This window comes from Luteibacter sp. HA06 (assembly GCF_054061215.1).
Genome location: NZ_JBSSDZ010000001.1, coordinates 2,308,429 through 2,331,147, shown reverse-complemented (window position 1 = coordinate 2,331,147; position 22,719 = coordinate 2,308,429). Strand labels below are relative to the sequence as shown.

At 64.9% G+C, this 22,719-nt stretch carries 20 protein-coding genes and 1 pseudogene; 14 read left to right on the top strand and 7 right to left on the bottom strand.

Annotation, left to right across the window (positions count from 1 at the left end):
* Positions 1 to 20: 20 nt before the first annotated feature.
* On the bottom strand, positions 21 to 944 hold the full coding sequence (locus tag ACVWWJ_RS10685; protein ID WP_456967787.1) for a LysR family transcriptional regulator: 924 nt from the start codon (positions 942 to 944) through the stop codon (positions 21 to 23).
* 157 nt (positions 945 to 1,101) lie between these two features.
* Here ACVWWJ_RS10685 and ACVWWJ_RS10680 point away from each other — a divergent pair, with 157 nt between their 5' ends.
* The 5 genes and pseudogenes from ACVWWJ_RS10680 (at position 1,102) to ACVWWJ_RS10660 (ending at position 5,048) form a co-directional block, all read left to right on the top strand.
* Positions 1,102 to 2,115 (top strand): aldo/keto reductase, encoded by a 1,014-nt coding sequence (locus tag ACVWWJ_RS10680; protein WP_456967786.1) that lies wholly within the window; start codon positions 1,102 to 1,104, stop codon positions 2,113 to 2,115.
* A gap of 70 nt (positions 2,116 to 2,185) precedes the next feature.
* Positions 2,186 to 3,283 (top strand): annotated as a pseudogene (locus ACVWWJ_RS10675) (NADH:flavin oxidoreductase/NADH oxidase); the annotation flags it as partial.
* Between the two features lie 159 nt (positions 3,284 to 3,442).
* Positions 3,443 to 3,904, top strand: a complete 462-nt coding sequence (locus ACVWWJ_RS10670; RefSeq protein WP_159893765.1) for a nuclear transport factor 2 family protein — start codon at positions 3,443 to 3,445, stop codon at positions 3,902 to 3,904.
* Entirely contained in the window at positions 3,904 to 4,476 is a 573-nt protein-coding gene (locus tag ACVWWJ_RS10665) for a TetR/AcrR family transcriptional regulator (protein WP_456967785.1), read from the top strand. Before ACVWWJ_RS10670 ends, ACVWWJ_RS10665 begins: the two co-directional genes overlap by 1 nt.
* 20 nt (positions 4,477 to 4,496) lie before the next feature.
* On the top strand, positions 4,497 to 5,048 hold the full coding sequence (locus ACVWWJ_RS10660) for a DNA-3-methyladenine glycosylase I (protein ID WP_456967784.1): 552 nt from the start codon (positions 4,497 to 4,499) through the stop codon (positions 5,046 to 5,048).
* 1 nt (position 5,049) lies between these two features.
* Here ACVWWJ_RS10660 and ACVWWJ_RS10655 read toward each other — a convergent pair whose 3' ends face one another.
* Both ACVWWJ_RS10655 and ACVWWJ_RS10650 read right to left on the bottom strand, forming a co-directional pair.
* Entirely contained in the window at positions 5,050 to 6,033 is a 984-nt protein-coding gene (locus ACVWWJ_RS10655; RefSeq protein ID WP_456967783.1) for a hypothetical protein, read from the bottom strand.
* A gap of 183 nt (positions 6,034 to 6,216) precedes the next feature.
* Positions 6,217 to 6,684, bottom strand: coding sequence for a carboxymuconolactone decarboxylase family protein (locus ACVWWJ_RS10650; protein WP_456967782.1), 468 nt, complete (start codon positions 6,682 to 6,684; stop codon positions 6,217 to 6,219).
* A 112-nt stretch (positions 6,685 to 6,796) separates the two neighbouring features.
* Here ACVWWJ_RS10650 and pdxR point away from each other — a divergent pair, with 112 nt between their 5' ends.
* The gene (gene pdxR, locus ACVWWJ_RS10645) at positions 6,797 to 8,203 is read left to right on the top strand and encodes a MocR-like pyridoxine biosynthesis transcription factor PdxR (protein ID WP_456967781.1); all 1,407 of its coding nucleotides are present in this window, start codon (positions 6,797 to 6,799) and stop codon (positions 8,201 to 8,203) included.
* A 96-nt stretch (positions 8,204 to 8,299) separates the two neighbouring features.
* Complete coding sequence (gene tadA, locus ACVWWJ_RS10640) at positions 8,300 to 8,731, top strand: tRNA adenosine(34) deaminase TadA (protein ID WP_456969696.1); 432 nt, start codon at positions 8,300 to 8,302, stop codon at positions 8,729 to 8,731.
* On the opposite strand, the gene ACVWWJ_RS10635 is transcribed toward tadA, so the two are convergent.
* The gene (locus ACVWWJ_RS10635) at positions 8,728 to 9,546 is read right to left on the bottom strand and encodes an NAD-dependent protein deacetylase (protein ID WP_456969695.1); all 819 of its coding nucleotides are present in this window, start codon (positions 9,544 to 9,546) and stop codon (positions 8,728 to 8,730) included. The two genes, tadA and ACVWWJ_RS10635, sit on opposite strands and share 4 nt — an antisense overlap.
* 19 nt (positions 9,547 to 9,565) lie before the next feature.
* On the bottom strand, positions 9,566 to 10,420 hold the full coding sequence (locus ACVWWJ_RS10630) for a hypothetical protein (RefSeq protein WP_456967780.1): 855 nt from the start codon (positions 10,418 to 10,420) through the stop codon (positions 9,566 to 9,568).
* Between the two features lie 72 nt (positions 10,421 to 10,492).
* Here ACVWWJ_RS10630 and ACVWWJ_RS10625 point away from each other — a divergent pair, with 72 nt between their 5' ends.
* The 4 genes from ACVWWJ_RS10625 to yjjX all read left to right on the top strand — a co-directional run bounded on the left by ACVWWJ_RS10625 (position 10,493) and on the right by yjjX (position 15,567).
* Positions 10,493 to 11,131: a response regulator transcription factor gene (locus tag ACVWWJ_RS10625; protein ID WP_159896902.1), complete on the top strand. Its 639-nt coding sequence runs from the start codon at positions 10,493 to 10,495 to the stop codon at positions 11,129 to 11,131.
* Positions 11,132 to 11,295: 164 nt separating this feature from the next.
* Positions 11,296 to 12,936, top strand: coding sequence for a phosphoglucomutase (alpha-D-glucose-1,6-bisphosphate-dependent) (gene pgm / locus ACVWWJ_RS10620; protein WP_456967779.1), 1,641 nt, complete (start codon positions 11,296 to 11,298; stop codon positions 12,934 to 12,936).
* Positions 12,937 to 13,038: 102 nt separating this feature from the next.
* Entirely contained in the window at positions 13,039 to 14,949 is a 1,911-nt protein-coding gene (locus ACVWWJ_RS10615; protein ID WP_456967778.1) for a methyl-accepting chemotaxis protein, read from the top strand.
* A gap of 51 nt (positions 14,950 to 15,000) precedes the next feature.
* Complete coding sequence (gene yjjX / locus ACVWWJ_RS10610) at positions 15,001 to 15,567, top strand: inosine/xanthosine triphosphatase (RefSeq protein ID WP_456967777.1); 567 nt, start codon at positions 15,001 to 15,003, stop codon at positions 15,565 to 15,567.
* 179 nt (positions 15,568 to 15,746) lie between these two features.
* On the opposite strand, the gene ACVWWJ_RS10605 is transcribed toward yjjX, so the two are convergent.
* Positions 15,747 to 16,493 carry a glucose 1-dehydrogenase gene (locus tag ACVWWJ_RS10605; protein WP_456967776.1) on the bottom strand — a complete coding sequence of 249 codons (747 nt, stop codon included), beginning with the start codon at positions 16,491 to 16,493 and terminating at the stop codon, positions 15,747 to 15,749.
* 220 nt (positions 16,494 to 16,713) lie between these two features.
* Here ACVWWJ_RS10605 and zwf point away from each other — a divergent pair, with 220 nt between their 5' ends.
* A complete protein-coding gene (gene zwf, locus ACVWWJ_RS10600; RefSeq protein ID WP_159896892.1) occupies positions 16,714 to 18,201 on the top strand; it encodes a glucose-6-phosphate dehydrogenase in 1,488 nt (495 codons plus the stop codon).
* An 80-nt stretch (positions 18,202 to 18,281) separates the two neighbouring features.
* Here zwf and ACVWWJ_RS10595 read toward each other — a convergent pair whose 3' ends face one another.
* On the bottom strand, positions 18,282 to 19,673 hold the full coding sequence (locus ACVWWJ_RS10595; protein ID WP_456967775.1) for an aminotransferase-like domain-containing protein: 1,392 nt from the start codon (positions 19,671 to 19,673) through the stop codon (positions 18,282 to 18,284).
* 65 nt (positions 19,674 to 19,738) lie between these two features.
* On the opposite strand from ACVWWJ_RS10595, the gene cyoA reads away from it, so the two are divergent.
* Positions 19,739 to 20,704 carry a ubiquinol oxidase subunit II gene (gene cyoA, locus ACVWWJ_RS10590; RefSeq protein ID WP_456967774.1) on the top strand — a complete coding sequence of 322 codons (966 nt, stop codon included), beginning with the start codon at positions 19,739 to 19,741 and terminating at the stop codon, positions 20,702 to 20,704.
* Between the two features lie 5 nt (positions 20,705 to 20,709).
* On the top strand, positions 20,710 to 22,719 hold the full coding sequence (gene cyoB, locus ACVWWJ_RS10585) for a cytochrome o ubiquinol oxidase subunit I (RefSeq protein WP_456967773.1): 2,010 nt from the start codon (positions 20,710 to 20,712) through the stop codon (positions 22,717 to 22,719).

The window sequence follows — 22,719 nt, the reverse complement described above, 5'->3', positions numbered from 1 at the left end:
GTGGGCGCCGCGACGCCTCATCAGTCTCGCCGGTACCAGTCCTCCGACGCCGGCACGCGTTCGGCGAGGAAATCCACGAACGCCCGTATTCGCGTTGCCAGATGATCGTGGCCGACGAACACGGCATGCGTCACCTGACGCTCGCCGGCGTTGAATTCTTCAAGGATGGGTACCAATCGCCCGGCAGCGATGTCCCTGTCCACGTGATACGACGACAACCGGGCGATCCCCAGGCCGTCGACGGCCATGCGCCGCAGCGTCTCACCATTGTTGGCCTGGAAGTTACCGCTGACGGGCACGGATCGGCTCTTGCCGGTGGCGGGGTCCAGGAAAGGCCACGCATTGAACGAACGGCTCAGGTTGAAGACCAGGCAGTTGTGCTCCGCTAGCTCATCAGGACTGGCCGGCGTACCGTGCCGTTCCAGATAGGCCGGTGAGGCAAACACGACATGCCCCGCCTCACTGATCTTGCGCGCCTTCAGGCCGGAGTCGGGCAGGACGCCGACGCGGATCGCAACGTCGGCCCGGTCTTCCACCAGATCGACGATGCTGTCGTTGAGGGACAGGTCCAGATCCACCAGCGGGTAGGCGGCGAGGAATTCCGGGATGAGCGGGACGATCTTCCACACGCCGAACGAGACCGACGCATTCACCCGCAACTTTCCGGATGGCGGTGCAGCACCCCCATGGGCAACGAGACGCTCGGTCTCGTCAATGTCAGCCAGGACGCGCAAGGCACGCGCGTAATACGTTTCGCCTTCCGGCGTGAGCTGCAGGGTGCGCGTGGTGCGTACGATCAGGCGCGTGCCCAGCCGGCTTTCGAGTCGGGCCACCAGCTTGCTGATCGCCGAAGGCGACAGCCCGAAACTGCGGGCCGCGCCGGCGAAGCTGCCGGACTGCACGACCCGCATGAAGGCTTCCATCTCGCCCGCCCGGTTGTCCATGCATCACCTATTCGTGAACTGAGGGCACTAGTGTCGATAGCGCTGGCCGTCTTGCTGGCGTCACCGCAGGGTTTCATATTACTCGTCATCCGCCGCATTCGTGATGACACGGAACGAATCGTCATCCAAGGCGCCCCCTTCGAACTGGAGAGACCCCATGAGCATCCGCAAGCACCTGACCGCCGGCCCGCTGGGCTTCGGCACCGCGCCGCTGGGCAATATGTTCCGCGACATCCCGGAAGACGAAGCCGCCGCGACGCTCGAGGCAGCCTGGGAGCAGGGCACGCGTTTCTTCGACACCGCACCGTTCTATGGCGCCGGTCTGGCCGAGATCCGCCTGGGCCAGATGCTGGCGAAGCACCCGCGCGACGAATACACCGTGAGCACCAAGGTCGGTCGCATCGTTCTCGACGAGCTGGAATCCGGTCCCCGGGATCTGGGCGAGAAGGGCGGCGTGTTCGAATTCGGTCGCCCGAACAAGGTCGTCGACGACTACACCGAGAAAGGTACCTACACGTCCATCGAGGACAGCCTCAAGCGCATGAACGTCGGGCACATCGATTTTGTCTGGGTGCACGACATCGCGCAGGACTTTTACGGTGACGAGTGGCTGGCCAAGTTCGAGACCGCACGCACGGGTGCCTTCCGCGCGCTGGACCGCATGCGCGACGAAGGTGTCATCAAAGGGTGGGGGCTGGGCGTAAACAAAACCGAGCCGGTGGAAGTGTTGCTGGGCCTCACCGGTGCCCGCCCGGATGCCACGCTGCTCGCCGGCCGCTACACCTTGCTCGACCACGCGCATGCGTTGCAGCGGCTGATGCCGGCAGCCGCCGAAAGGGGCTTCGACATCGTCGTCGGTGGTCCGTACAGCTCGGGCATCCTTGCCGGCGGTGCCAACTTCGAATACCAGGCGGCGTCGCCGGAAATCATCGCGCGGGTCGACAGGATCAAGGCGCTCGCGGCCCGGCACAACGTTCCGGTGAAGGCGGCTGCCGTGCAGTTCGCGCTGGCCCATCCCGCCGTAGGGGCGGTGATCCCCGGTGCGAGCAAGCCCTCGCGCATCGCCGAGGACCACGCCGCACTCAAGGCCGTCATTCCTGTCGATTTCTGGCGCGAAATGCGCGAGCAGGGTCTCGTGTCGCCGGCCGCACCGCTGCCCGCCGGCGCCTGAGCATCCTTTCTTTCAAGCAACCGACACCCCATGACGCGTATCAATCGCCAAACCTTTCCGGAGACCACCCATGGCGCAGCCTGCGCTGTTCAAACCGATCCGTGTACGTAACCTCGACCTGACCAACAGGATCGTGATCGCGCCCATGTGCCAGTACTCGGCCGTGGACGGCCAGATGAACGACTGGCACCTGATGCACCTGGGCACGCTGGCCAATTCCGGCGCGGCTCTGGTGACGATCGAAGCCACGGCCGTGCTGCCCGAGGCCCGCATTACCTGGGCCGACGTTGGCCTCTACGACGACGCAACGGAAGCCGCCATGAAGCGGACGCTGGACGGCGTGCGCAAATGGTCGAACGTGCCGATCGCCATCCAGCTGAACCATGCGGGCCGTAAGGCCTCGACGGACACGCCGTGGGTCGGTGGCGCACAGCTGGCACCGGACGACGCACACGGCTGGCAGACCGAGGCGCCTTCGGCGGTTGCCTTCCTCGATGACTATGTCGCACCGACGGCGCTCGATCGCGATGGGCTCGCTCGCGTACGTGACGCCTTCGCGGCCGCCGCGGTGCGTGCGGCCCGGCTGGACATCGACGTCGTCCAGATCCATGGCGCGCATGGTTACCTGCTGCACCAGTTCCTGTCGCCGATCTCCAACCAGCGCACCGACGAGTACGGCGGCTCGCTGGAGAACCGGATGCGCTTCCCGCTCGAGGTGTTCGATGCGGTTCGCGCCGCGTTCCCACTGGATCGCGCGGTCACCATGCGTGTATCGGCGACCGACTGGGTGGAAGGCGGCTGGGACCTGGAGCAGACCATCGTGTTCGCCAGGGCGCTCGAGGACCATGGCTGCGATGCCATCCACGTCTCCACGGGCGGCCTCGATGCCGCGCAGAAGATTCCGGTCGGTCCGAGCTATCAGGTCCCGTTCGCCCGCGCGGTGAAGCAGGCGGTGACCATGCCCGTGGTCGCGGTGGGCCTGATCACCGAGGCCGAGCAGGCCGAGGCTATCGTCGGCACGGGCGATGCCGACATGATCGCCCTTGCGCGCACGGTGCTGTACGACCCCCGCTGGCCGTGGCACGCCGCCGCCCAGCTCGGTGGCCAGATCCACCACCCGCCGAAGCAATACCTGCGGTCGCAGCCCTCGCTTCACCGGCACCTGTTCACCGTGCCGGAACGCATGGCCGCAGAGGCAGGCTGGACCGGGGATAGCGAGGGTCATCTTTCGTAAGAGCGGATTCCTCCCGCCTGCGACAAGATGCGCCAAGCGCGCCAGTGTACCGATCGGTACACTGGCGACTCCCTAGCGCAGGAGTGCCTTCCCATGGCCGCACCCGTTCCTCCGTTCACGCATGACACCGCCGTGCAGAAAGTCCGTCTGGCCGAGGACGGCTGGAACAGCCGCAATCCGGAAAAAGTGTCGCTGGCTTACACCATCGACACCAAATGGCGGAACCGCGCCGAGTTCGCGAACGGCCGCGAGGAAGTCGTCGCCTTTCTTACCCGCAAGTGGAAGAGAGAGCAGGAATACCGCCTGATCAAGGAACTGTGGGCCTTCACCGGCGACCGCATTGCGGTTCGCTTCGCCTATGAGTGGCACGACGACAGCGGCAACTGGTTCCGCTCTTACGGTAATGAGAACTGGGAGTTCGATGCCGCTGGCGAGATGCATCACCGCTACGCCTGCATCAACGACCTGCCCATCGCCGAGAGCGAGCGCAAGTTCCACTGGCCGCTCGGTCGCCGTCCGGACGATCATCCGGGGCTCTCCGACCTGGGGCTCTGATGGCCCGCGACATCTTCGAACGCGCCGATGTCATTCCGCTGGTCGCGGAGGCTTTCCGGGAACTCGGATACGACGGCGCGAGCATGAGCCGGATCACCGCGCGCACGGGACTGGGCAAGGGCAGCCTCTACCATTTCTTTCCCGGCGGTAAGGAGGAGATGGCGGCGGTCGTGCTGGCCGACGTCGACGACTGGTTCGAACGGAATATCTTCGCGCCGTTGCGCGACGGTGAGCCGGCCGCGGCCATCTCGTCCATGTGGCGCGACGTCGATGCGTATTTCCAGTCGGGTGGCCGCGTGTGCCTGGTCGGTGCGTTCGCACTCGACGAGACGCGCGACCGTTTTGCCACGGCGATCGCCGGCTATTTCGTGCGGTGGATCGAAGCCCTGACATCGGCTCTCGTGCGACTGGGTCGAAGCGCCGTCGGCGCGCGCGAGCAGGCGGAAGACATCGTGCTCGGTATCCAGGGCGCGCTCATGCTGTCACGCGCAACGGACGACCCCGCCATGTTTCGGGCTGCCCTGTCGCGGATGGCGCGCCGCGCCGGAACAACGCATGATGCGGCCCTGTAGCGAGAACAGGCGTCGATGCAATGAGCAAGGAACCCAAGCGTTGTACCTGGGCGGGCAGTGACCCGCTGTACACCGAGTACCACGACACGGAATGGGGCGTGCCCCTGCACGACTCACGCATGTTGTGGGAGCAACTGATGCTCGAGGGTTTCCAGGCCGGGCTCTCGTGGATCACCGTGCTGCGCAAGCGCGAAACCTTCCGCAAGGCGTTCAAGGGCTTCGAGCCGGCGAAGGTGGCACGTTTCGTCGAGAAGGACATCCTTCGCCTTCTCGATGACCCGGGCATCATCCGCTCGCGAGCGAAGATCGAGGCGACGATCAACGGCGCGCGTGTCTACGAGGACATGAAAGCGCGCGGCGAGACTTTCGACGCCTATTGCTGGTCGTTCACCGACGGTAAGGTGCTACGTGGTGACGGCCGTACGCTCCATGCGCAGACGCCGTTGTCGGCCACGATCTCGAAGGACCTGAAAAAACGTGGCTTCAAGTTCGTCGGCCCGACGATTACCTACGCCTGGATGCAGGCGGTGGGCATCGTCGACGATCACGCCATCGGCTGCTTCCGGCGCTGAGTCAGTAGGAGCCTGGCGGGGCTTTCTCGCCCAGCCAGCCTTCGTCGGGGCGTTTGTGCGCTTTCAGTCCCTGGGCGAAGGTGATCATCCGCAGTGCCCATTGCCGGGTCACCGCCAGCGCCAGTCCGAGGGGTGCCTTCAAGGCATCGCGCAAGGGTGAGACCCCCGGATACGTCGGCGTCATATGCAGGTACTTCCTGCATACGCGATTGAACTGATGCACGCGCGCCAGGTGCACGGTGCGCTTCGTGTAGAAGGTGACGCCGATGGACACAGAGACGCCGTCCCCGGGCGTTGCCCAGTCCGTACTCGTACGCGTCATGTGCGGCGCCGTCGTCGGGAAATACACCCCGTCGCCAGGCCCGCTGTCGAACTCGTGGCTCGAGGCACGCGAGGTCTCCTTCAACCGCACATCGCGCAGCGTATGGCTGACGATGAAGTCTTCGACGTGACCTGCCGTCACGGCATCCCGGTCTGACGGATCCCACACGCTGAGCACCTTCCTGCCGTGCAACTGGAGCCAGAAGTTGTTTTCACGGTCGATGTGGAAGGGCGTGACCGAAGGCGGCGCCGAGATGAAGATGAAACCGGTGACGTTGAAAATGCCCGGCTGTTCGCGCTCGATGGTCGCGCGCACGCCGTCGATGATGGATTCGAGCAGGGCTCGGTAACGCGGTATTGCCTCGACGTTATAGAGCGCTATCCAGGACCCGGTCTCCTCGATGCGATCGAACACGTCGTCGATGTCGCGGCCGTCGGGGTGTCGCGGATCGTGGCGGAACGCCGAGGCCTGGGTCATGCCGGGCTTGACGAAGCGACACTTCTCCAGCGGCATCAGCTCCTTTGCCAGACGCGCCAGTTCCGGAAGCTGGAAGAGGGAATGGCGGTGGAAATCGTGGTGCAGCCGGTTGATCCGGTGTGTCGAGAATCCCTGTGGATCGACAGGCTGCACGCGGTACGGTGGCGTGGCCGAATCGTTCTTCATGATGATCGCTCCCCTGAGGACAGAGCCGCCTGCCAGGCATGGAAAGCGTCGTACTAACTTGCGTTAAGCACCACCTGTCTCACGGTCTAACCGCAAGGTATTGCGTAAGACTACTGAGCGAAATTCCATCGGCACGGAAACGGAAAAGGGCCCTTCCGGGCCCTTCGTGGCTTCCGGAAAGGCTTACGCCGCCCGGGCGAGCCTGGTGGCCGTGACCGGCTTATTACGAAAGGCCACTCCCATTCGGTTGAAGGCGCTCATCAGCGCGATCGCCACGGAAAGGTCCGCGAGCTCCTTGTCGTTGAACTCGGCGACGGCGGCGTCGTAGTCGGCGTCCGGCACGCCCGTGTCGGCGACCAGCGCGACGGACTCGGCCCAGGCCAGCGCGGCCTGTTCACGCTTGTTGAAAACCTCGCCCGACTCGCGCCAGGCGGAGGTCAGCACGAGCTTCTCGAAGGGCACGCCGTGCTTGTGCATGTCCTGGGTATGCATGTCGATGCAGTAGGCACACCCGTTGATCTGCGACACGCGCAGGAAGACGAGGTCGACGAGGTGCTTGTCCAGGCCGCTCTGCGCGAGGTATCCATACACGGCGATAAAGCCCTTCATGGCGTCGGGAGCGGTCTTCATGTAGTCGATGCGGTTGCTCATGGCGTGTACTCCGGCAGAGGATGGTCTGGGTCTTGGGAATGGCACTAGCTTGCGACCGGAACAGGCCAGCCGAAAGAGCCAAGAACGCACGCTCTGGATGTACCATCGGCCCATGGACGGTTCCTTCGGCATTTCCCTGGACCGGGCGGGACGGCTGTCCCTGTCCGAGCAGATTGCGGACGGCATTCGCGCCGCGATCCGCGAGGGGCGGCTTGCCCCCGATGCCCGCCTGCCTTCCTGGAACGACCTCGCCATCCAGCTCGGCGTCGCCCGGGGCACGGTACGCAGTGCGTACGAGCGGCTGGCCGACGGGCAGTTCATCGTGGCCGCGGGCGCTGCCGGTACACGGGTAGCGCGTCGTCCACCCGCCACACGACCGGAACCGGAATCCGTGCGAGGCCGTGAGGCCCTGGGCGCGTTTCCCTCGGGACCGATACACCCGGCGCCGTTCCAGGTCGGCGTGCCAGCGGCCGACCTCTTCCCGACGGCGCTCTGGTCGCGGATGCTGGCCCAGGCGGCGCGCGAGACCGCGAACGCGCCGGTCGGTTATCCCGACCCTCGTGGCGAAGCGAAACTGCGCGCGGAGATCGCTGGTTACCTCGCGGTTGCGCGCGGCTTCGCGTGCCACCCGTCGCAGGTATTCATCACCAACGGTTACGCCGGCGCCTTCAACGTCGCCATGCGCGCGCTCAAACTGCACGGCGCACAGGCATGGATGGAAGACCCCGGCTACCCGTTCGCACGTACGGCGCTCGCCTGGGCGGGGCTGATCGCCGTGCCCGTGCCTGTGGATGCGGAGGGAATGGACGTAGCAGCGGGCGTGGCCTGCGGCGCGGACGCGCGTCTCGCCGTCGTCACGGCCGGACAGCAAGCGCCCCTGGGCGTCACGCTCTCGCTCGACCGGCGCCATGCCTTGCTCGACTGGGCCGGCGCAGGCGATCGCTGGATTGTCGAGGACGACTACCTGGGCGAGCTCCAGCTGGCGCGACGCGCGGCACCGGCACTGGCGTCGATGAATGGCCGCCGCGTGATCCACATCGGCACGTTCAGCAAGACGATGTCGCCGGGCTTGCGGGTCGGCTACATGGTCGTGCCGCACGATCTCATCGGCCCGGTGAGCGAAGTGGTCGGCACGCTGGATCCGGCGCCGCCGCCATCCGTGCAGGTGGCCATCGAGGCATTCATGCGCGATGGCCACTACCTGCGTCATCTGCGCCGGATGAAACGCGCTTATGCCGAGCGGCGCGACGCCCTGGAAGCCGCGCTGTCCGCGCTCGGAGTGCCCCATGAGGCGGGCGCGCTGACTGTCCTGCTGGCCCTGCCTGCCGCAGTGGACGACGTGGCGGTGGCGCGGGCGGCCTTCACCGAAGGACTTTCGCCCGTGCCGTTATCGCCCTGGTACCGCGGGCAGGTAAGCCCACGCAGCGGGCTGCTCCTTGGGGTCACCAATGTCCCGGTCGAACACGCCGCAGCGTTCGCCGAACGGCTCTGGCGCATCGTGCAGCGCCATGGCGCGTGAGATAATCGCGCTTTAGACGGAAAACTCCGCTTGTCCATCACGCCCGACATCCTCGCGATTCCCACCGATCCCTTCAGCGACGCCGACCGTGCATGGATGGCCCGCGCGCTCGCGCTGGCCGCGCATGCGCGCGATGCCGAAGGCGAGGTGCCGGTGGGCGCGGTGCTGGTCATGGATGGCGTGGCGGTCGGCGAAGGCTGGAACCGCAACATCACGCTCAACGACCCCACGGCACACGCCGAGATCCAGGCGCTGCGGGCGGCGGGGCAGGCGGTGTCCAATTATCGTTTTCCGGGGTCGACGCTGTACGTGACGCTCGAGCCGTGCGCCATGTGTGCGATGGCGATGGTCCATGCGCGTGTGGGCCGGGTGGTGTATGGCGCGACGGACCCCAAAACCGGAGCCGCAGGCAGTGTCTTCGATACCCTGGTATCCGATCGGCACAACCACCGCGTCGACGTACAGGGTGGCCTCGAAGCGGAGACCGCAAGCACGATGCTCCGCGAGTTCTTCCGCGCGCGGCGCTAGGCGTACGGTGCCAGGGCGTCCCCGCAGGACTGCTCGATCTTCAGTGTCAGCAGGGCGTCGGCTCGCGTCACGCCGAGGTTGACCGAGGCGATCGGCAGTCCCCTTCGCGATGCTTCGAGAACGAAGCGGTAGCCCGAATAGACCATCAGCGATGAACCCACCACGAGCATCGCGTCGGCCCGCCCCAGGTGTGCCCAGGCCGTGTCCACGCGGGCACGCGGCACGTTCTCGCCGAAGTAGACGACGTCGGGCTTGAGGATGCCGCCGCACACCGTGCAGGCGGGAATGTCGAAGCGGGAAAAGTCCACGCCGTCGAGGTCGGCGTCACCGTCGGGGGCGATCGAGGCGTGCAGGTCGAGCCAGTCGGGATTGGCGGCCTCGAGCCGGTTCTGCATGGTGTCGCGCCGCGTGATGTCGCCACACTGCATGCAGCGCACGCGGTCGAGCCGGCCGTGCAGATCGACGACGTTGAGGCTGCCGGCCGCTTCGTGCAGCCCGTCGACGTTCTGGGTGAGCAGCAGCTCGATCCGCCCGGCGTGCTCCAGGGCGGCCAACGCGCGGTGGGCCACATTGGGTTGGACGCTGCCGAAGTGCCGCCAGCCGATCATGCCGCGTGCCCAGTAGCGGGCGCGAGCCGGTGGACCGCTCATGAACATCTGCAGGGTCATCGGCGGGCTGCGTTTCCACGCGCCCTGGACGTCGCGGTAGTCGGGGATGCCGGAGTCCGTGCTGATGCCTGCACCGGTGATCACGAACAGCCGCGGGTGCGCCTGGATGAACGTGCGAAGCGGGTCGTCGGCGTCGAGGGCGGGCAGGGTATTCACGGTCGGGAAACTATAGCCGATCGCTGCCGCGGTATTGGCGAAGCAGGACAAGCACCGCTGCGGCATCCTCACCGAAAGCACGCACCGCATGGTCCGTGGCATCACCCCGGCCGCTTGCAAGGTCGCGCTCGAGGAGGAGCCCGACATGGGCGAGTCCGCTGGCTTCGGCCATGCCGAGGACACCGGATACGCGATGCAGCCAGGCCTGGAGATGATCGCTTCCCGGTGTCGCGAGGAGACCATCGAGGTCGGCGAGGTCACGACTGAGCGCGTGATCGAGCGCAATGATCACTTCGGACAGGGCCGCCGCACCGCCGAGCGTGGAGCGCAACGCGTCGATGTCCACGCGCGGCAGGCGTCGTGGCATGGAAAAGGTCAGTTCGACGATGACGCGCGTGCCGATGTCGGGCCCCGATTCGACGTGGATTCCGCCGCCGATGCGCTCGATGGTCGCCGCAGGCATGAGGAATTTCGGATCGCTGGCCGTGGTCGGCGCACCGTCATCGGCGACGGTAAGGTGCACGGTCTGGCTGGTTCGCGTTTCGCCGACGAGGTCGACCTGCAACGCCACGTAGCCACCTGCGGCGACGTCGATCGCACGCTCGATCAGCAAGCCGAGAACCCATCCCAGTTCATCCATCGCACCGCTCAAATCCGCGGCCACAGCGGGATCCACGTCCAGTTCCAGCGCGGTTTGCCGGGCTCGTGCCCGTGGTGCGTACCGACGGCCGAGGCGAGCGAGCAACGTCGGCAGGTCATCGGTCAGGTCGCCCGACCCGAACCGGCGGGCAAGCTCACCCAGCACGCGCGAGGCGTGCCTGAAAGCCTGTCGCCAGATTGGCTTGCGCGGCGACGATGTGCTCAACTTCGCGCCCCGCCGGGCGTGCCGTGCATGGACGTACCGCGGTATGGACTGACTATCGGGAAAGGATCACTCATGGTGCACCGCGTTATCCTGGCCGACGATCACCCCGTCGTACTCAAAGGTCTCAGCCTGGCGCTGGCCAAGGGCGGCCTCGCGACCATCGTGGGCGAAGCCCAGTCGCCGGACGAGTTGCTCGCGCTGCTCGACGATATCCCCTGCGATGCGCTGATCACCGACTTCAGCATGCCTGCGCCCGGCCGCGATGGCCTCGCGCTTCTCGCCGAGGTGCGTACGCGGCTGCCGGACCTGCCGGTAATGGTCATTACCACGCTTGGCAATACAGCGCTTTACCGGGAGATCCTCGCCACGGGCGTGCGCGGATTGATCGGCAAGTCGGGCGATGCGCGGGAAATTCCTGAAGCACTCGTGGCGATCGTGTCGAACCATGTCTACCTCGGATCATCGGTACGGGCCCTGCTCAGCGCGCCGTCCGTCGCGCCGATGGGGAAGTCGGGAACACTGGCGGACCTGTCGCCGCGCGAAGTGACCATCCTTCGGCTGTTCGCCAGCGGCAAAAGCGTGACGGACATTGCCCGGGAAACGGGGCGCGGCCTCTCCACCATCAGCCAGCAGAAAACCAATGCCATGCGCAAGCTCGGGCTGGAGACGGATGCGGAAATCTTCGAGTACATCGACCGGTTGCGGCTGTAGACCGTGCGGGCGAGGGACCGCCCCCACGATAGCGGCTCGGTAAAGCGTGCGACATGGAATAATTCTGAAAAATATGCACGCCGGTTTGACAACCGTGGCGGGTAGCGGGGCCTACAATGACGGGTCGAGGTGCCGCGCGTGCACCGCCCAAGGAGATAGCATCGGTGAGTGCCAAGATCAGCCCGCTCGCGGGCAAGCCCGCGACTGACATCAAGCCTGTCGATATCGCTGCGCTCCTTGCCGCCTACCGTGACCTGCGCCCCGACCCCTCGGTGCCTGAGCAGCGCGTCGTATTCGGCACCTCGGGGCATCGCGGCTCCTCGTTCGATCGCTCGTTCAACGAGTGGCACGTGTGGGCCGTGGTCCAGGCTATCTGCGAATACCGTGCCCAGGCCGGTATCGATGGGCCTCTCTTTGTCGGCATCGACACCCACGCGCTGTCGGAACCGGCTTTCGAGAGCACGCTGGAAGTGCTCGCTGCCAATGGCGTCGAAACGCATGTTTCGACCCGTGGCGAGTTCACGCCGACGCCCGCTGTTTCGCATGCGATCCTCGCCTTCAACCATGGCCGCGATCGCGGCAAGGCTGACGGCATCGTCATCACCCCGTCGCACAATCCGCCGGAAAGCGGCGGCATCAAGTACAACCCACCGCACGGCGGTCCGGCGGATACCGACGCGACCTCGTGGATTGCCGCCCGCGCGAACGCGTTGATCGAAGGCGGACTGCGTGACGTCAAGCGCCTGACGTTCGTGCAGGCAAAAAACGCCTCGACGACACGCGATTACGACTTTCGCCAGCGCTACGTGGAAGATCTTGGCGATGTGCTCGATCTCGACCTCATTCGCGATAGCGGCGTGCGCATGGGCGTGGATCCGCTTGGTGGCGCCGGCGTGCATTACTGGGCCGCGATTGCCGATCGCTACAAGCTGAACCTCACGGTGGTGAGCGAGGTGGTCGACCCGACGTTCTCTTTCATGTCGCTGGACTGGGACGGTCGCATCCGCATGGATCCGTCCTCGTCGTACGCCATGCAACGGCTGATCGGCCTCAAGGACAAGTTCGACGTCGCCTTTGCCTGCGATACCGATCACGACCGCCACGGTGTCGTTGCACCGAGCGCCGGGCTCATGCCGGCGAACAACTACCTCGCCACAGCAGCCTGGTACCTGTTCCAGAACCGTTCTGGCTGGCGCGACGATGCCGCGGTCGGCAAGACCGCCGTCAGCACCGGCTTGCTCGACCGCATCGCGAAGCATCTCGGCCGTCCGCTGCTGGAAGTGCCCGTCGGTTTCAAGTATTTCGTCCCGGGGCTGTTCGACGGCAGCCTCGGTTTTGGCTGTGAGGAGAGTGCGGGTGCGTCTTTCCTGACCCGGAACGCCGCCCCCTGGTCGACCGACAAGGATGGCATCGCCGCCGCCCTGCTGGCGGGTGAGATCACCGCGAAGCTGGGCCGCGACCCGGGCCAGGTCTACCGCGAGATCACCGACAAGCTGGGCGACCCGGCCAACGCGCGCATCGACGCGCCCGCGACGCACGAGCAGAAGGGCCGGTTGTCCAAGCTTGCCCCGGCGCAGGTGACCTCGAAGACCCTGGCGGGCGATCCCATCGTCGCGGTGGTGAACCAGGCTAACGGGCAGGCCATCGGCGGCATCAAGGTGATGTCCGACCAGGCCTGGTTCGCAGCGCGCCCTTCGGGCACCGAGGATATCTACAAGGTCTACGGCGAGAGCTTCCGCGGCAAGGACCACCTGGCAAAGGTGCTCGAGGAAGCCCAGGCCATGGTCGACGCCGCGCTGAAGTAACGGTTTTTTTGTGGGAGCCGATTCATCGGCTCCCACAACAGACCTAAAGAAAGCCGCTGCCCCGCCGTAACGGGTGTTCCCCATCCCGATCCGGCGACCTTCGTGAACCTCCTCCGCTCCACCCAGGCGCGCTATACCGCCTTCGTCCTGGCGTACTTTCTTGCGCTTGTCGTGCTCACTTTCGTGGTGATCAGCTTATACGTCACGCCCGACCTTCGCCGTAGCGAGGCCGAACTCGTCGGTCGCAACGTCGACGAGATCGGACTGGTCATCACTAACAAGCTGCACCAGGTCGAAGCACAGCAGCGCAGCATCACGCAAACCGTCGCACTGATGGACAGCGCCTCGATCGACCGGTTGCAGCCGGGGCTGGTCGACCAGTACGGCGATCAGGACGTCTTTGGTGGCGGCATCTGGCCGCTGCCCTTCAAGCGCGAGCCGACGAAGGAACGCGACAGCACCTTCTTCGCGCGCGATGCCGCGACCGGCAAGCTCGTCGTCAATACGCACTGGAACCAGCCGGACGCACTGAAGTATTGGGAGCAGAGCTGGTACAAGAATGGCCTCAGCGCTCCGCGCGGTCATTGCCTCTGGGCGGATGCCTATAAGGACGACGCCAGCGCGCAACCGCGTACGAATTGCGCCATGACGATCTACAAGGGCGACGAGGTATTCGGCGTGTCCACCGTGGATGTCACCCTTGGCTTCTTCAATCACCTTGTGGCCGACATGGAGGCGAAGGTCCACGGCCAGATCCTGATCGTCGAGCCGAACGGCACGATTGTCAGCAATAGCACCTACATCAAGGACGAGATCGTCCTGAAGAAGCTCGCCGACCTGGCGGCGACGTCGCCGATGATCGCGCAGGTCAAGGACGCCATGGCCGACCTGGGCAAGGCGAAGCAGGTGGAACGCGATTACGTGGACGGCGAATCGAAGACACTGTTCCTGCGCCCGATTGTCGGCACCCCATGGGTGCTTGCGACCAGCCTGCCGACGCGCCTGCTCACCGAGGACAGCAGCCGCATCATGGGCAAGCTGGCTGCGGTGCAGTTGCCCCTGGCACTGCTGTTGCTCGCAGCGCTGGTGTTCGGTATCCGCCTGCTGATGAAACAGCTGGCCACGCTCAAGGAAAACATCGAGGAGCTCAACTCCGGCGAAGCCGATCTCGCACGTCGCCTGCCGCCGGGCAGCGGCAGTGAATACAACGCAGTGGTCGACAGCTTCAACCGGTTCATCGCGCGCCTGCAGGACATGATGCGTCGCGTTCAGGCCAGCTCGACCGCGATCTCGTCCGCGGCGACCCAGATCGCCAGCGGCAACATGGACCTCTCGCAGCGCACCGAGGAACAAGCCAGTTCGCTCGAAGAAACCGCGGCCTCGATGGAGGAATTGACCGCTACCGTGCGTCAGAATGCGGACAACGCAAAGCAGGCGAACACGCTTGCGCGCGACGCGGCCGCCGCGGCACATCGCGGCAGCGACGTTGTTGCGCAGGTGGTCACGACGATGGGCGCGATCAGTGAATCCTCGGCGAAGATCGCCGATATCGTCGGTGTCATCGATGGCATCGCTTTCCAGACGAACCTGCTCGCACTGAACGCCGCGGTGGAAGCCGCGCGCGCCGGTGAGCAGGGTCGTGGCTTCGCCGTCGTCGCTGGCGAGGTGCGCAGTCTGGCGCAGAGTTCGGCGTCGGCAGCCCGCGATATCAAGGCGCTGATCAGCGGTTCGGCGGAAGACGTGGCGCTGGGTGCGGAGCTGGTCAAGCGTACCGGCACGAGCATGAGTGAGCTGACGCGTAACGTGGCAGGCGTCGCTGCGTTCATGGAAGAAATCATGGCGGCCAGTCAGGAACAGAGCCAGGGCATCGACGAGGTGAGCCGCACCGTCACGCAGCTCGACGACATGACCCAGCAGAACGCTGCCCTGGTCGAAGAAGCTGCCGCGGCAGCCAAAGCGATGGAAGAGCAGACGCATAGGCTGGAAGAGGTAGTCGGCGGTTTTCGCCTCTAAACGGTGAGGGGCGGCTGCTAATATCGCAGCCGTCCCCCCAGGTTCCCCCTCATGAACGCTCATGACACGGCGCCGATCCGCGTAATGGTCGGCTCGCGAAATCCCGTCAAGATCGGCGCCGTGCGCAACGCACTGGCGCCGTTGTTCCCCGGCCGACTGGTCGAGTGCGAGGGCATGCATGCACCCTCCGGTGTGCCCGACCAACCGATGACGGCAGCAGAGACGCGCGAAGGCGCGGTAAACCGGATGAACTTCTGCCGGCAGCACGGCGATGCTGATTTCTATGTCGCGCTGGAAGGCGGCGTGGACGTCACGGAAGACGGACCCGGTACGTTCGGCTATGTCGCCATTGCCAGTCAGGGCTACGTGTCCGTGGGATGCAGCGCGTGGCTGCCCTTACCCCCGGCCGTGTACGAGTCATTGCTGGACGGCGAGGAACTCGGCCATGTGATGGACCGGCTGTTCGGTACCGTCAATATCAAGCAACAGGGCGGGGCGATCGGTCTGGTCACGAACGGTCATGCGACGCGTGAGAGCGCGTATACGCAGGCGTTGGTGCTGGCGATGGCGCCGTTTCTGCATCCGGAGCTTTATGGGCTGGGGGACTCGGTGGATTGAAGCCAGAGCATCGCCGCGGTGGATTGAAGCCAGAGCATCGCCGCTGAAGCGGCTCCCACAAGAAGCGGCTTCCACAGGAGGCGCATCGCCGCTGAAGCGGCTCCCACAGGAGGCGGGGCTCTGTGTGGGAGCCGATTCATCGGCGATGCTTTTACACTTTCCCGCGACGCGCTAAGCGCTTAACGCATACCACCCGAAGCCAAAATCAGCTCGCCGGTCACCCAGCCTGCATCATCCGACGCGAGGAAGGTCACGATCGGCGCGATATCGCCGACCTGGCCGATGCGGCCGAGCGGGGTCTGGCCGGCGAGGGCGGTCTCGAAGTCCGAACCGATGAAGCCCGCCGTCTCGGTGCCCTCGGTCTGGACCATGCCCGGGTTCACAGCGTTGACGCGGATGCCGCGCGGCCCCAGCTCGCGGGCGAGCACACCCGTGATAGCGTCGACGGCACCCTTGGTGCCCGTGTACACGGCGCTCTCGGCCGGCGTGATGCGGGTGACCGCCGAACCGATGTTGATGATGCTGCCACCCTTGCCCAGGTGCTTCGACGCCGCCTGCGTGACCTGAATCAGGCCCAGCACGTTGATATTGAAGGTACGGTGGAACAGCTCTTCGGTGGTCGTGTCGATCGAGGCGAACTCATACACGCCCGAATTGTTCACGAGGATGTCCAGACGGCCAAAGTGCTCGATGGCCGCATTGACGAGGCCTTCGGCATCCTTCTGCTTCGATACGTCGCCGCCGACGGCGACAGCCTTGCCACCGGCCGCCTTAATCTCGGCGACGACCTTGTCCGCACCGGCCTTGCTCGAGGCGTAGTTCACCACGACAGCGGCGCCCTCGGCAGCCAGCGACTTGGCGATCGCGGCGCCGATGCCCTTGGAAGCGCCCGTGACAACCGCGACTTTATCTTTCAGCTTGCTCATGATTCGGTGTTCCTGATGGTGGATGGGATGTGCTCCGCCAAAGCATGGGGACGCACCGGCACCATCTGTCATACGCGGCCGGTCATAACACTTATGCGGCCGGCGCAAGATTGATTTGGATCGAGGCACTTGAAAGGGCGCTGCGGCACCGCATCATTCACACGTCCCGTGACGGCGAGCGCGCCGCCCCCATCCAGCCTCCCCCCGGAAATCCTTCGCCATGTCCGCTTCGATCCAGCTCGAACCCGTCGCTTCCTTCGATTACGTGATTTTCGGCGCCACCGGCGACCTGACCATGCGCAAGCTCCTGCCTGCGTTGTACCGCCGCTTCGCCGAAGGGCAGATCACTGCGGACTCGCGGATCATCGGTACGGCACGTTCGCCGCTGGACGATGAGTCCTTCCGCGAACGCGCCCGCAAGGCCCTGAACGAGCATATCCGTGCCGACGAGCTGATCGACGCGACGGTAAACCGGTTCCTCCGGCTGGTTCACTATGTAAGCCTCAACGGCGCCGAGTCGACCGGGAACTGGGATGGCCTGAAGGGCCTGCTGGAGTCCAACGCCGCGGAAGACCGCATTCGCGTGTTCTATCTCGCTACCGCGCCGGATCTTTACGGTGAGATCGCGCGTAACGTCTCCGAGAAGGGCCTGCGTAGCGAGACGTCGCGCATCGTGCTGGAGAAGCCGATCGGCACCGACCTGGATACGGCCCGCAAGGTCAACGAGAACGTTGGCCGCTATTTCCCCGAGAACAGCATTTTCCGCATCGACCATTACCTGGGCAAGGAAGCGGTTCAGAACATCATCGCGCTTCGCTTCGCCAACCCGATGCTCGAGCGCATGTGGGACCGCGAGTCGATCGACTACGTGCAGATCACCGCTGCGGAGACGGTCGGTCTCGAAGGCCGTGGTGGCTACTACGATGGCTCGGGCGCCCTGCGCGACATGATCCAGAACCACCTGTTGCAGGTGCTCACCGTCGTCGCCATGGAACGGCCCGGTTCGCTCGACGCCGATGCGCTGCGCGACGAGAAGGTGCGCGTGCTGAAGTCGCTCAAGCCGCTCGACCGCAACAACCTGCGCGCCAATGTGGCCCGTGGTCAGTACGTCCAGGGCACGGCAGGCGGCAAGTCGGTGCCTGCGTACCGCGAGGAGCTGCCGGGCGAGACCGAGAGCAACACCGAGACCTTCGTGGCACTGAAGGCCGAGATCGATAACGATCGCTGGCAGGGCGTGCCGTTCTACCTGCGCTCGGGCAAGCGCATGCCGGAGAAGGTGACCGAGGTCGTCGTGCAGTTCCGTGCCGGCGAGCCGGGCCTGTTCGGTGAGGCACGGCCGGGTAGCCGGCTGGTGATTCGCGTGCAGCCGAACGAAAGCGTCACGCTGCCGCTGTTCGTCAAGCACCCGGGCAACAGCTTCGGTCTGGACGAGGTCGACGCGTTGTCGAAGCTTGGTCAGCCGGAGCGCATTCGTTACCGTGATTCTTACGAAGGCCTGATGCTCGACGCCGTCAAGGGTAGCCCGGCCCTGTTCGTGCGCAAGGACGAGACTGAAGCGGCATGGCAGTGGGTGACTCCGATTCTTGAGGGATGGAGCGACGACGCTGCGGGTCCGGACAGCTATGAGGCAGGTACGTGGGGTCCGGATTCGGCGCGTGCGCTTTTGCAGCAGGCGGGGCATGTGTGGGTTGAGGATATCGCTGCCTGAAGGGGCATCGCCGCTGAAGCGGCTCCCACATGAGCCAGGGCCATTGCTCTGTGTGGGAGCCGCTTCAGCGGCGATGCTCTTCAGATAACGACCGCATCCCCCGGGTCGCCGGCTTCCAACAACTGCATCAACCGATCCAGTCCCTGCTTCAGTCGCATCCGATCCCTGACGCCGCCCAGCGAGATCCGGACGGCCTGTTCTTTGGGTGGGCCCGGCGAGAAGGCATCCGAAGGCGTCACCGCCAATCCCTCGAGACGCGCTGTCATCGTCAACGAACGTGCCGTCCAGCGGCCGGGCAACGGCAGCCAGAGATGAATGCCTTCGACGGTGACTTTGGCGAGACTCGTGGGTCGCAGGATGCGCGCCGCCATCGCCTGCCTTTCCCGTGCCTCGGTTCGCACGCCCTCGAGTAATCGCGCGGCCGTGCCGTCGTGGATCCATTGTGTCGCCAGTGACGTCATCACCGGCATCGACATCAGCGTGACCGCGCGCAGGCTCGACAGGAAGGCTGCCCGCGCCGCTGCATCAGGCGTGACGACATACGCGGTGCGCAACCCGGGTGTCAGCGCCTTCGAAAGCGTGGCGATGTAGGACGTCCGCTCCGGTGCGAGCCGGGCCAGCGGAGGGGGCGCCGATTCGCAAAGCGCCCAGTACGGATCGTCTTCGATGATGCGCAAATCGTGTTCACGTGCGATCGCAACGATCTGTTCCCGGCGTGTCGCGGACATACTGCTTGCCGTGGGGTTGCGCAGGGTAGGGTTGAGATAGACGACCCGGGCACCGTGTTCCAGGCAGGCTTTCGCCAGCGCATCGGGGAGCATCCCGTCGGCATCGCTTTCCACGCTGACGAGGCGTCGGCCGAGATGCGCGGCGGCGCTGATCATGCCCGGATACAGCACCGGCTCGGTCAGCACGGCATCGCCGGGCGCGCAGAGTGCAAGGACGAGGGCGGCAAGCGCCGCCTGCGCGCCGGGACACGTGACCACGCGTGCATCGTCCAGGCGGCCGAGCATGGGTGCGAGCCATGCCACACCTGCAGCACGATCCGCGTCGCTGCCGCCGCCCGGGTGGTAGCTCATCAGCAGATGGGGATCCGTGTGGGTGAGGATCTGATCTACGCCGCGCTTGAGCAGGGCCGTGAGGTCGATGCCGAGCGGCGGTGGCGGGATGTTCATGCCTAGATCGACGATCTGCGCCGTGTCGAAGCGGGGCGCGGACACGAAACTGCCCAGCGCGCCGTTGGCATGAAGCAACTTGCGCTGGCGTGCCTCGGCGTAGGCGCGGGTGACCGTGGTCAGGTCGATGCCGAGGGCAGTCGCCAATTGGCGCTGCGGGGGCAGGCGGTCGCCTGGCCGCAGTCTTCCGTCGGTGATCGCGCGCTCCATGAAGCGGACGACCTGCAGGTAGCGCGGGCCGTCTTCCTCGAGCGTACCTGCCCAGTCCAGGCCTTGTATGGAGGTTGTCCGCGTCACAATGCCACCAATGTATGGATATTGTTGACGCATAGTATGCACCGCATCCCTAAATGGATGCATACATGTTCGCGTCGCTGTTCCATCGCTTTCACCGACCTGCCGGACGCGTCGCCGCGTTGCTTTGCCTGGTCTTCCTGCAGGGTTGTCGCCTCGCGCTGTTCGACCCCAAGGGAGACATCGGCAACCAGGAGCGCCATCTGATCCTGGTCTCCCTCGGCCTGATGCTGCTCGTGGTCGTCCCGGTCATCGCACTCACCCTGTACTTCTTCTGGCGCTACCGGGCCACCAACGCCGGGGCGACGTATGCGCCCGAGTGGTCGCACTCCACGGCCATCGAAGTCGTCGTGTGGACCATTCCCTGCGTGATCGTCGCCTTGCTCGCCGTGCTTATCTGGCGGAGCACCCACGAACTCGATCCCTACAAGGCACTGGCCTCGGGAAGAGCGCCAGTGAAGGTGGAGGTCGTCGCGCTGAACTGGAAGTGGCTGTTCATCTACCCCGATTACGGCGTGGCCACGATCAACGAGCTGGTCATCCCGGCCCATACGCCGATCGAGTTTCACCTTACGGCGGATTCGTTGATGAACTCGTTCTTCATTCCGCGCCTTGGTAGTCAGGTCTACGCCATGGCCGGCATGGAAACCCGCCTGCATCTGATCGCCGATGACGTGGGTACGTTTGCGGGACGCTCGTCGGCGTACAGCGGCGCCGGATTCTCCGGTATGCGCTTTGACACCTTCGCGGTAAGTGACGCGGAGTTCGCGGACTGGATTACGCGCACCCGCACGTCATCGCCAGCCCTTACCGCAGACGGCTACCACGCATTGTCCGCGCCCACCGAGCATGAACCCGCTCGCAAGTTCGGTAACGTCGAAACCGGCCTGTTTGAGCACGTCGTGGATCAATACATGCCGAAACCTCCCGGCGGAGACGTCTGCGGGCCGTCCAACACGGTCGCCCGTGTGCCCGCCGCACTCGCTCCGCCTCACGCGGAGTCGCTCCCCCTCATGTCGCCGGCAAAGGACTGAACATCATGTTCGGCAAGCTCGATCTATCGGCTATCCCGTTCCACGAGCCCATCATCATGGGCACCCTCGTCATCGTGCTCCTCGGTGGCGCGGCATTACTCGGTACCATCACGTACTTCCGTAAGTGGACCTACCTGTGGCGCGAGTGGCTGACCTCGGTCGATCACAAGCGCATCGGCGTGATGTACATCATCCTGGCGCTGGTGATGCTGCTGCGCGGCTTCGCCGACGCACTGATGATGCGCGCGCAGCAGGCTATCGCGGCGAATGGTTCGACGGGTTACCTGCCGCCGCACCACTACGACCAGATCTTCACCGCCCATGGCGTGATCATGATCTTCTTCGTCGCCACGCCGCTCATCCTGGGCCTGATGAACGTGGTGGTGCCACTGCAGATAGGCGCGCGCGACGTGGCTTTTCCCTTCGTCAACTCACTGAGCTTCTGGTTGTCTGTCGTGGGTGCGTTACTGGTCATGATGTCCATGTTCGTGGGCGACTTCGCGGCGACCGGCTGGGTGGCGTATCCGCCGTTGTCCGAACTGGGGTACAGCCCGACGGTAGGCGTCGATTACTACATATGGTCGCTGCAGGTCTCCGGCCTCGGCACGTTGCTCACCGGTATCAATCTGGTGGCGACCATCCTGCGCATGCGGGCGCCCGGAATGACGCTCATGCGCATGCCGGTATTCACCTGGACGGCGCTGATCACGAACATCCTGATCATCGCGGTGTTCCCGATCCTGACCGCCACGCTTGCGCTGCTGAGTGCCGACCGCTACCTGGACATGCATTTCTTCACCAACGAGCTTGGTGGGAACGCGATGATGTACATCAACCTGATATGGGTATGGGGCCATCCCGAGGTCTACATCCTCATCCTGCCGTGCTTTGGCGCGTTCTCGGAGATCATTTCCACGTTCTCCGGCAAACCGTTGTTCGGCTACAAGTCGATGGTCTACGCGACCTCGTCCATCGGTGTGCTTTCCTTCTTCGTCTGGTTGCACCACTTCTTCACCATGGGCTCGGGTGCGAACGTCAATGCCTTCTTCGGCATCATGACCTCGATCATTTCCATCCCGACCGGCGTGAAGCTGTTCAACTGGCTGTTCACCATGTTCCGCGGGCGCATCCGTTACCACTCCGCGGTGTGGTGGACGATCGGCTTCATGGTCACCTTCGCCATTGGCGGCATGACCGGCGTGCTGCTTGCCGTGCCGGGTGCGGACTTCGTGCTGCATAACAGCCTGTTTCTGGTCGCGCACTTCCATAACGTGATCATCGGCGGCGTGCTGTTCGGCTGCCTGGCCGCGATCGGCTTTTGGTTTCCCAAGGTATTCGGTTTCACGCTCAACGAGTTCTGGGGCAAGGTCTCGTTCTGGTGCTGGCTGGTGGGTTTCTACCTGGCCTTCATGCCGCTGTACGTGCTCGGCCTGGACGGCATGACGCGACGCATGAACCACTACGACGACCCCACCTGGCAGCCCTGGCTTGTGGTCGCACTGATCGGCGCGCTGGTGATTGCCTGTGGCATCGCCGCGCTCGGCATCCAGCTGGTCGTCAGCATCCGCCACCGCAACGCCAACCTCGACATGACCGGCGATCCCTGGGATGGCCGTAGCCTGGAGTGGTCCACCGCATCGCCAGCGCCGTTCTACAACTTCGCGCACGTGCCGGTCATCACCTCGCTCGAGCCGCATTGGGATGCGAAGAAGGCGGGCACAGCTTATCTGGAACCGAAGGCGTACGAAGACATCCACATGCCGCGGAACACCGGCGCGGGATTCATCATCGCAGCGATCGCGCTCGCACTGTGCTTCGCGCTGGTCTGGCACATATGGCCGCTGGCGATCGTGTCGCTGCTGGGCATCGTCGCCACGTTCATCGTGCGCACGTACGACCGGGACGTCGATTACTACGTGCCTGCTGCCGAAGTCGCCGCGATCGAGCGCGCGCGTTTCGAACGCTTGCCAAAAATCCATCCCACCGCCGCGACACGCTACGACGAGGCCGCCTGA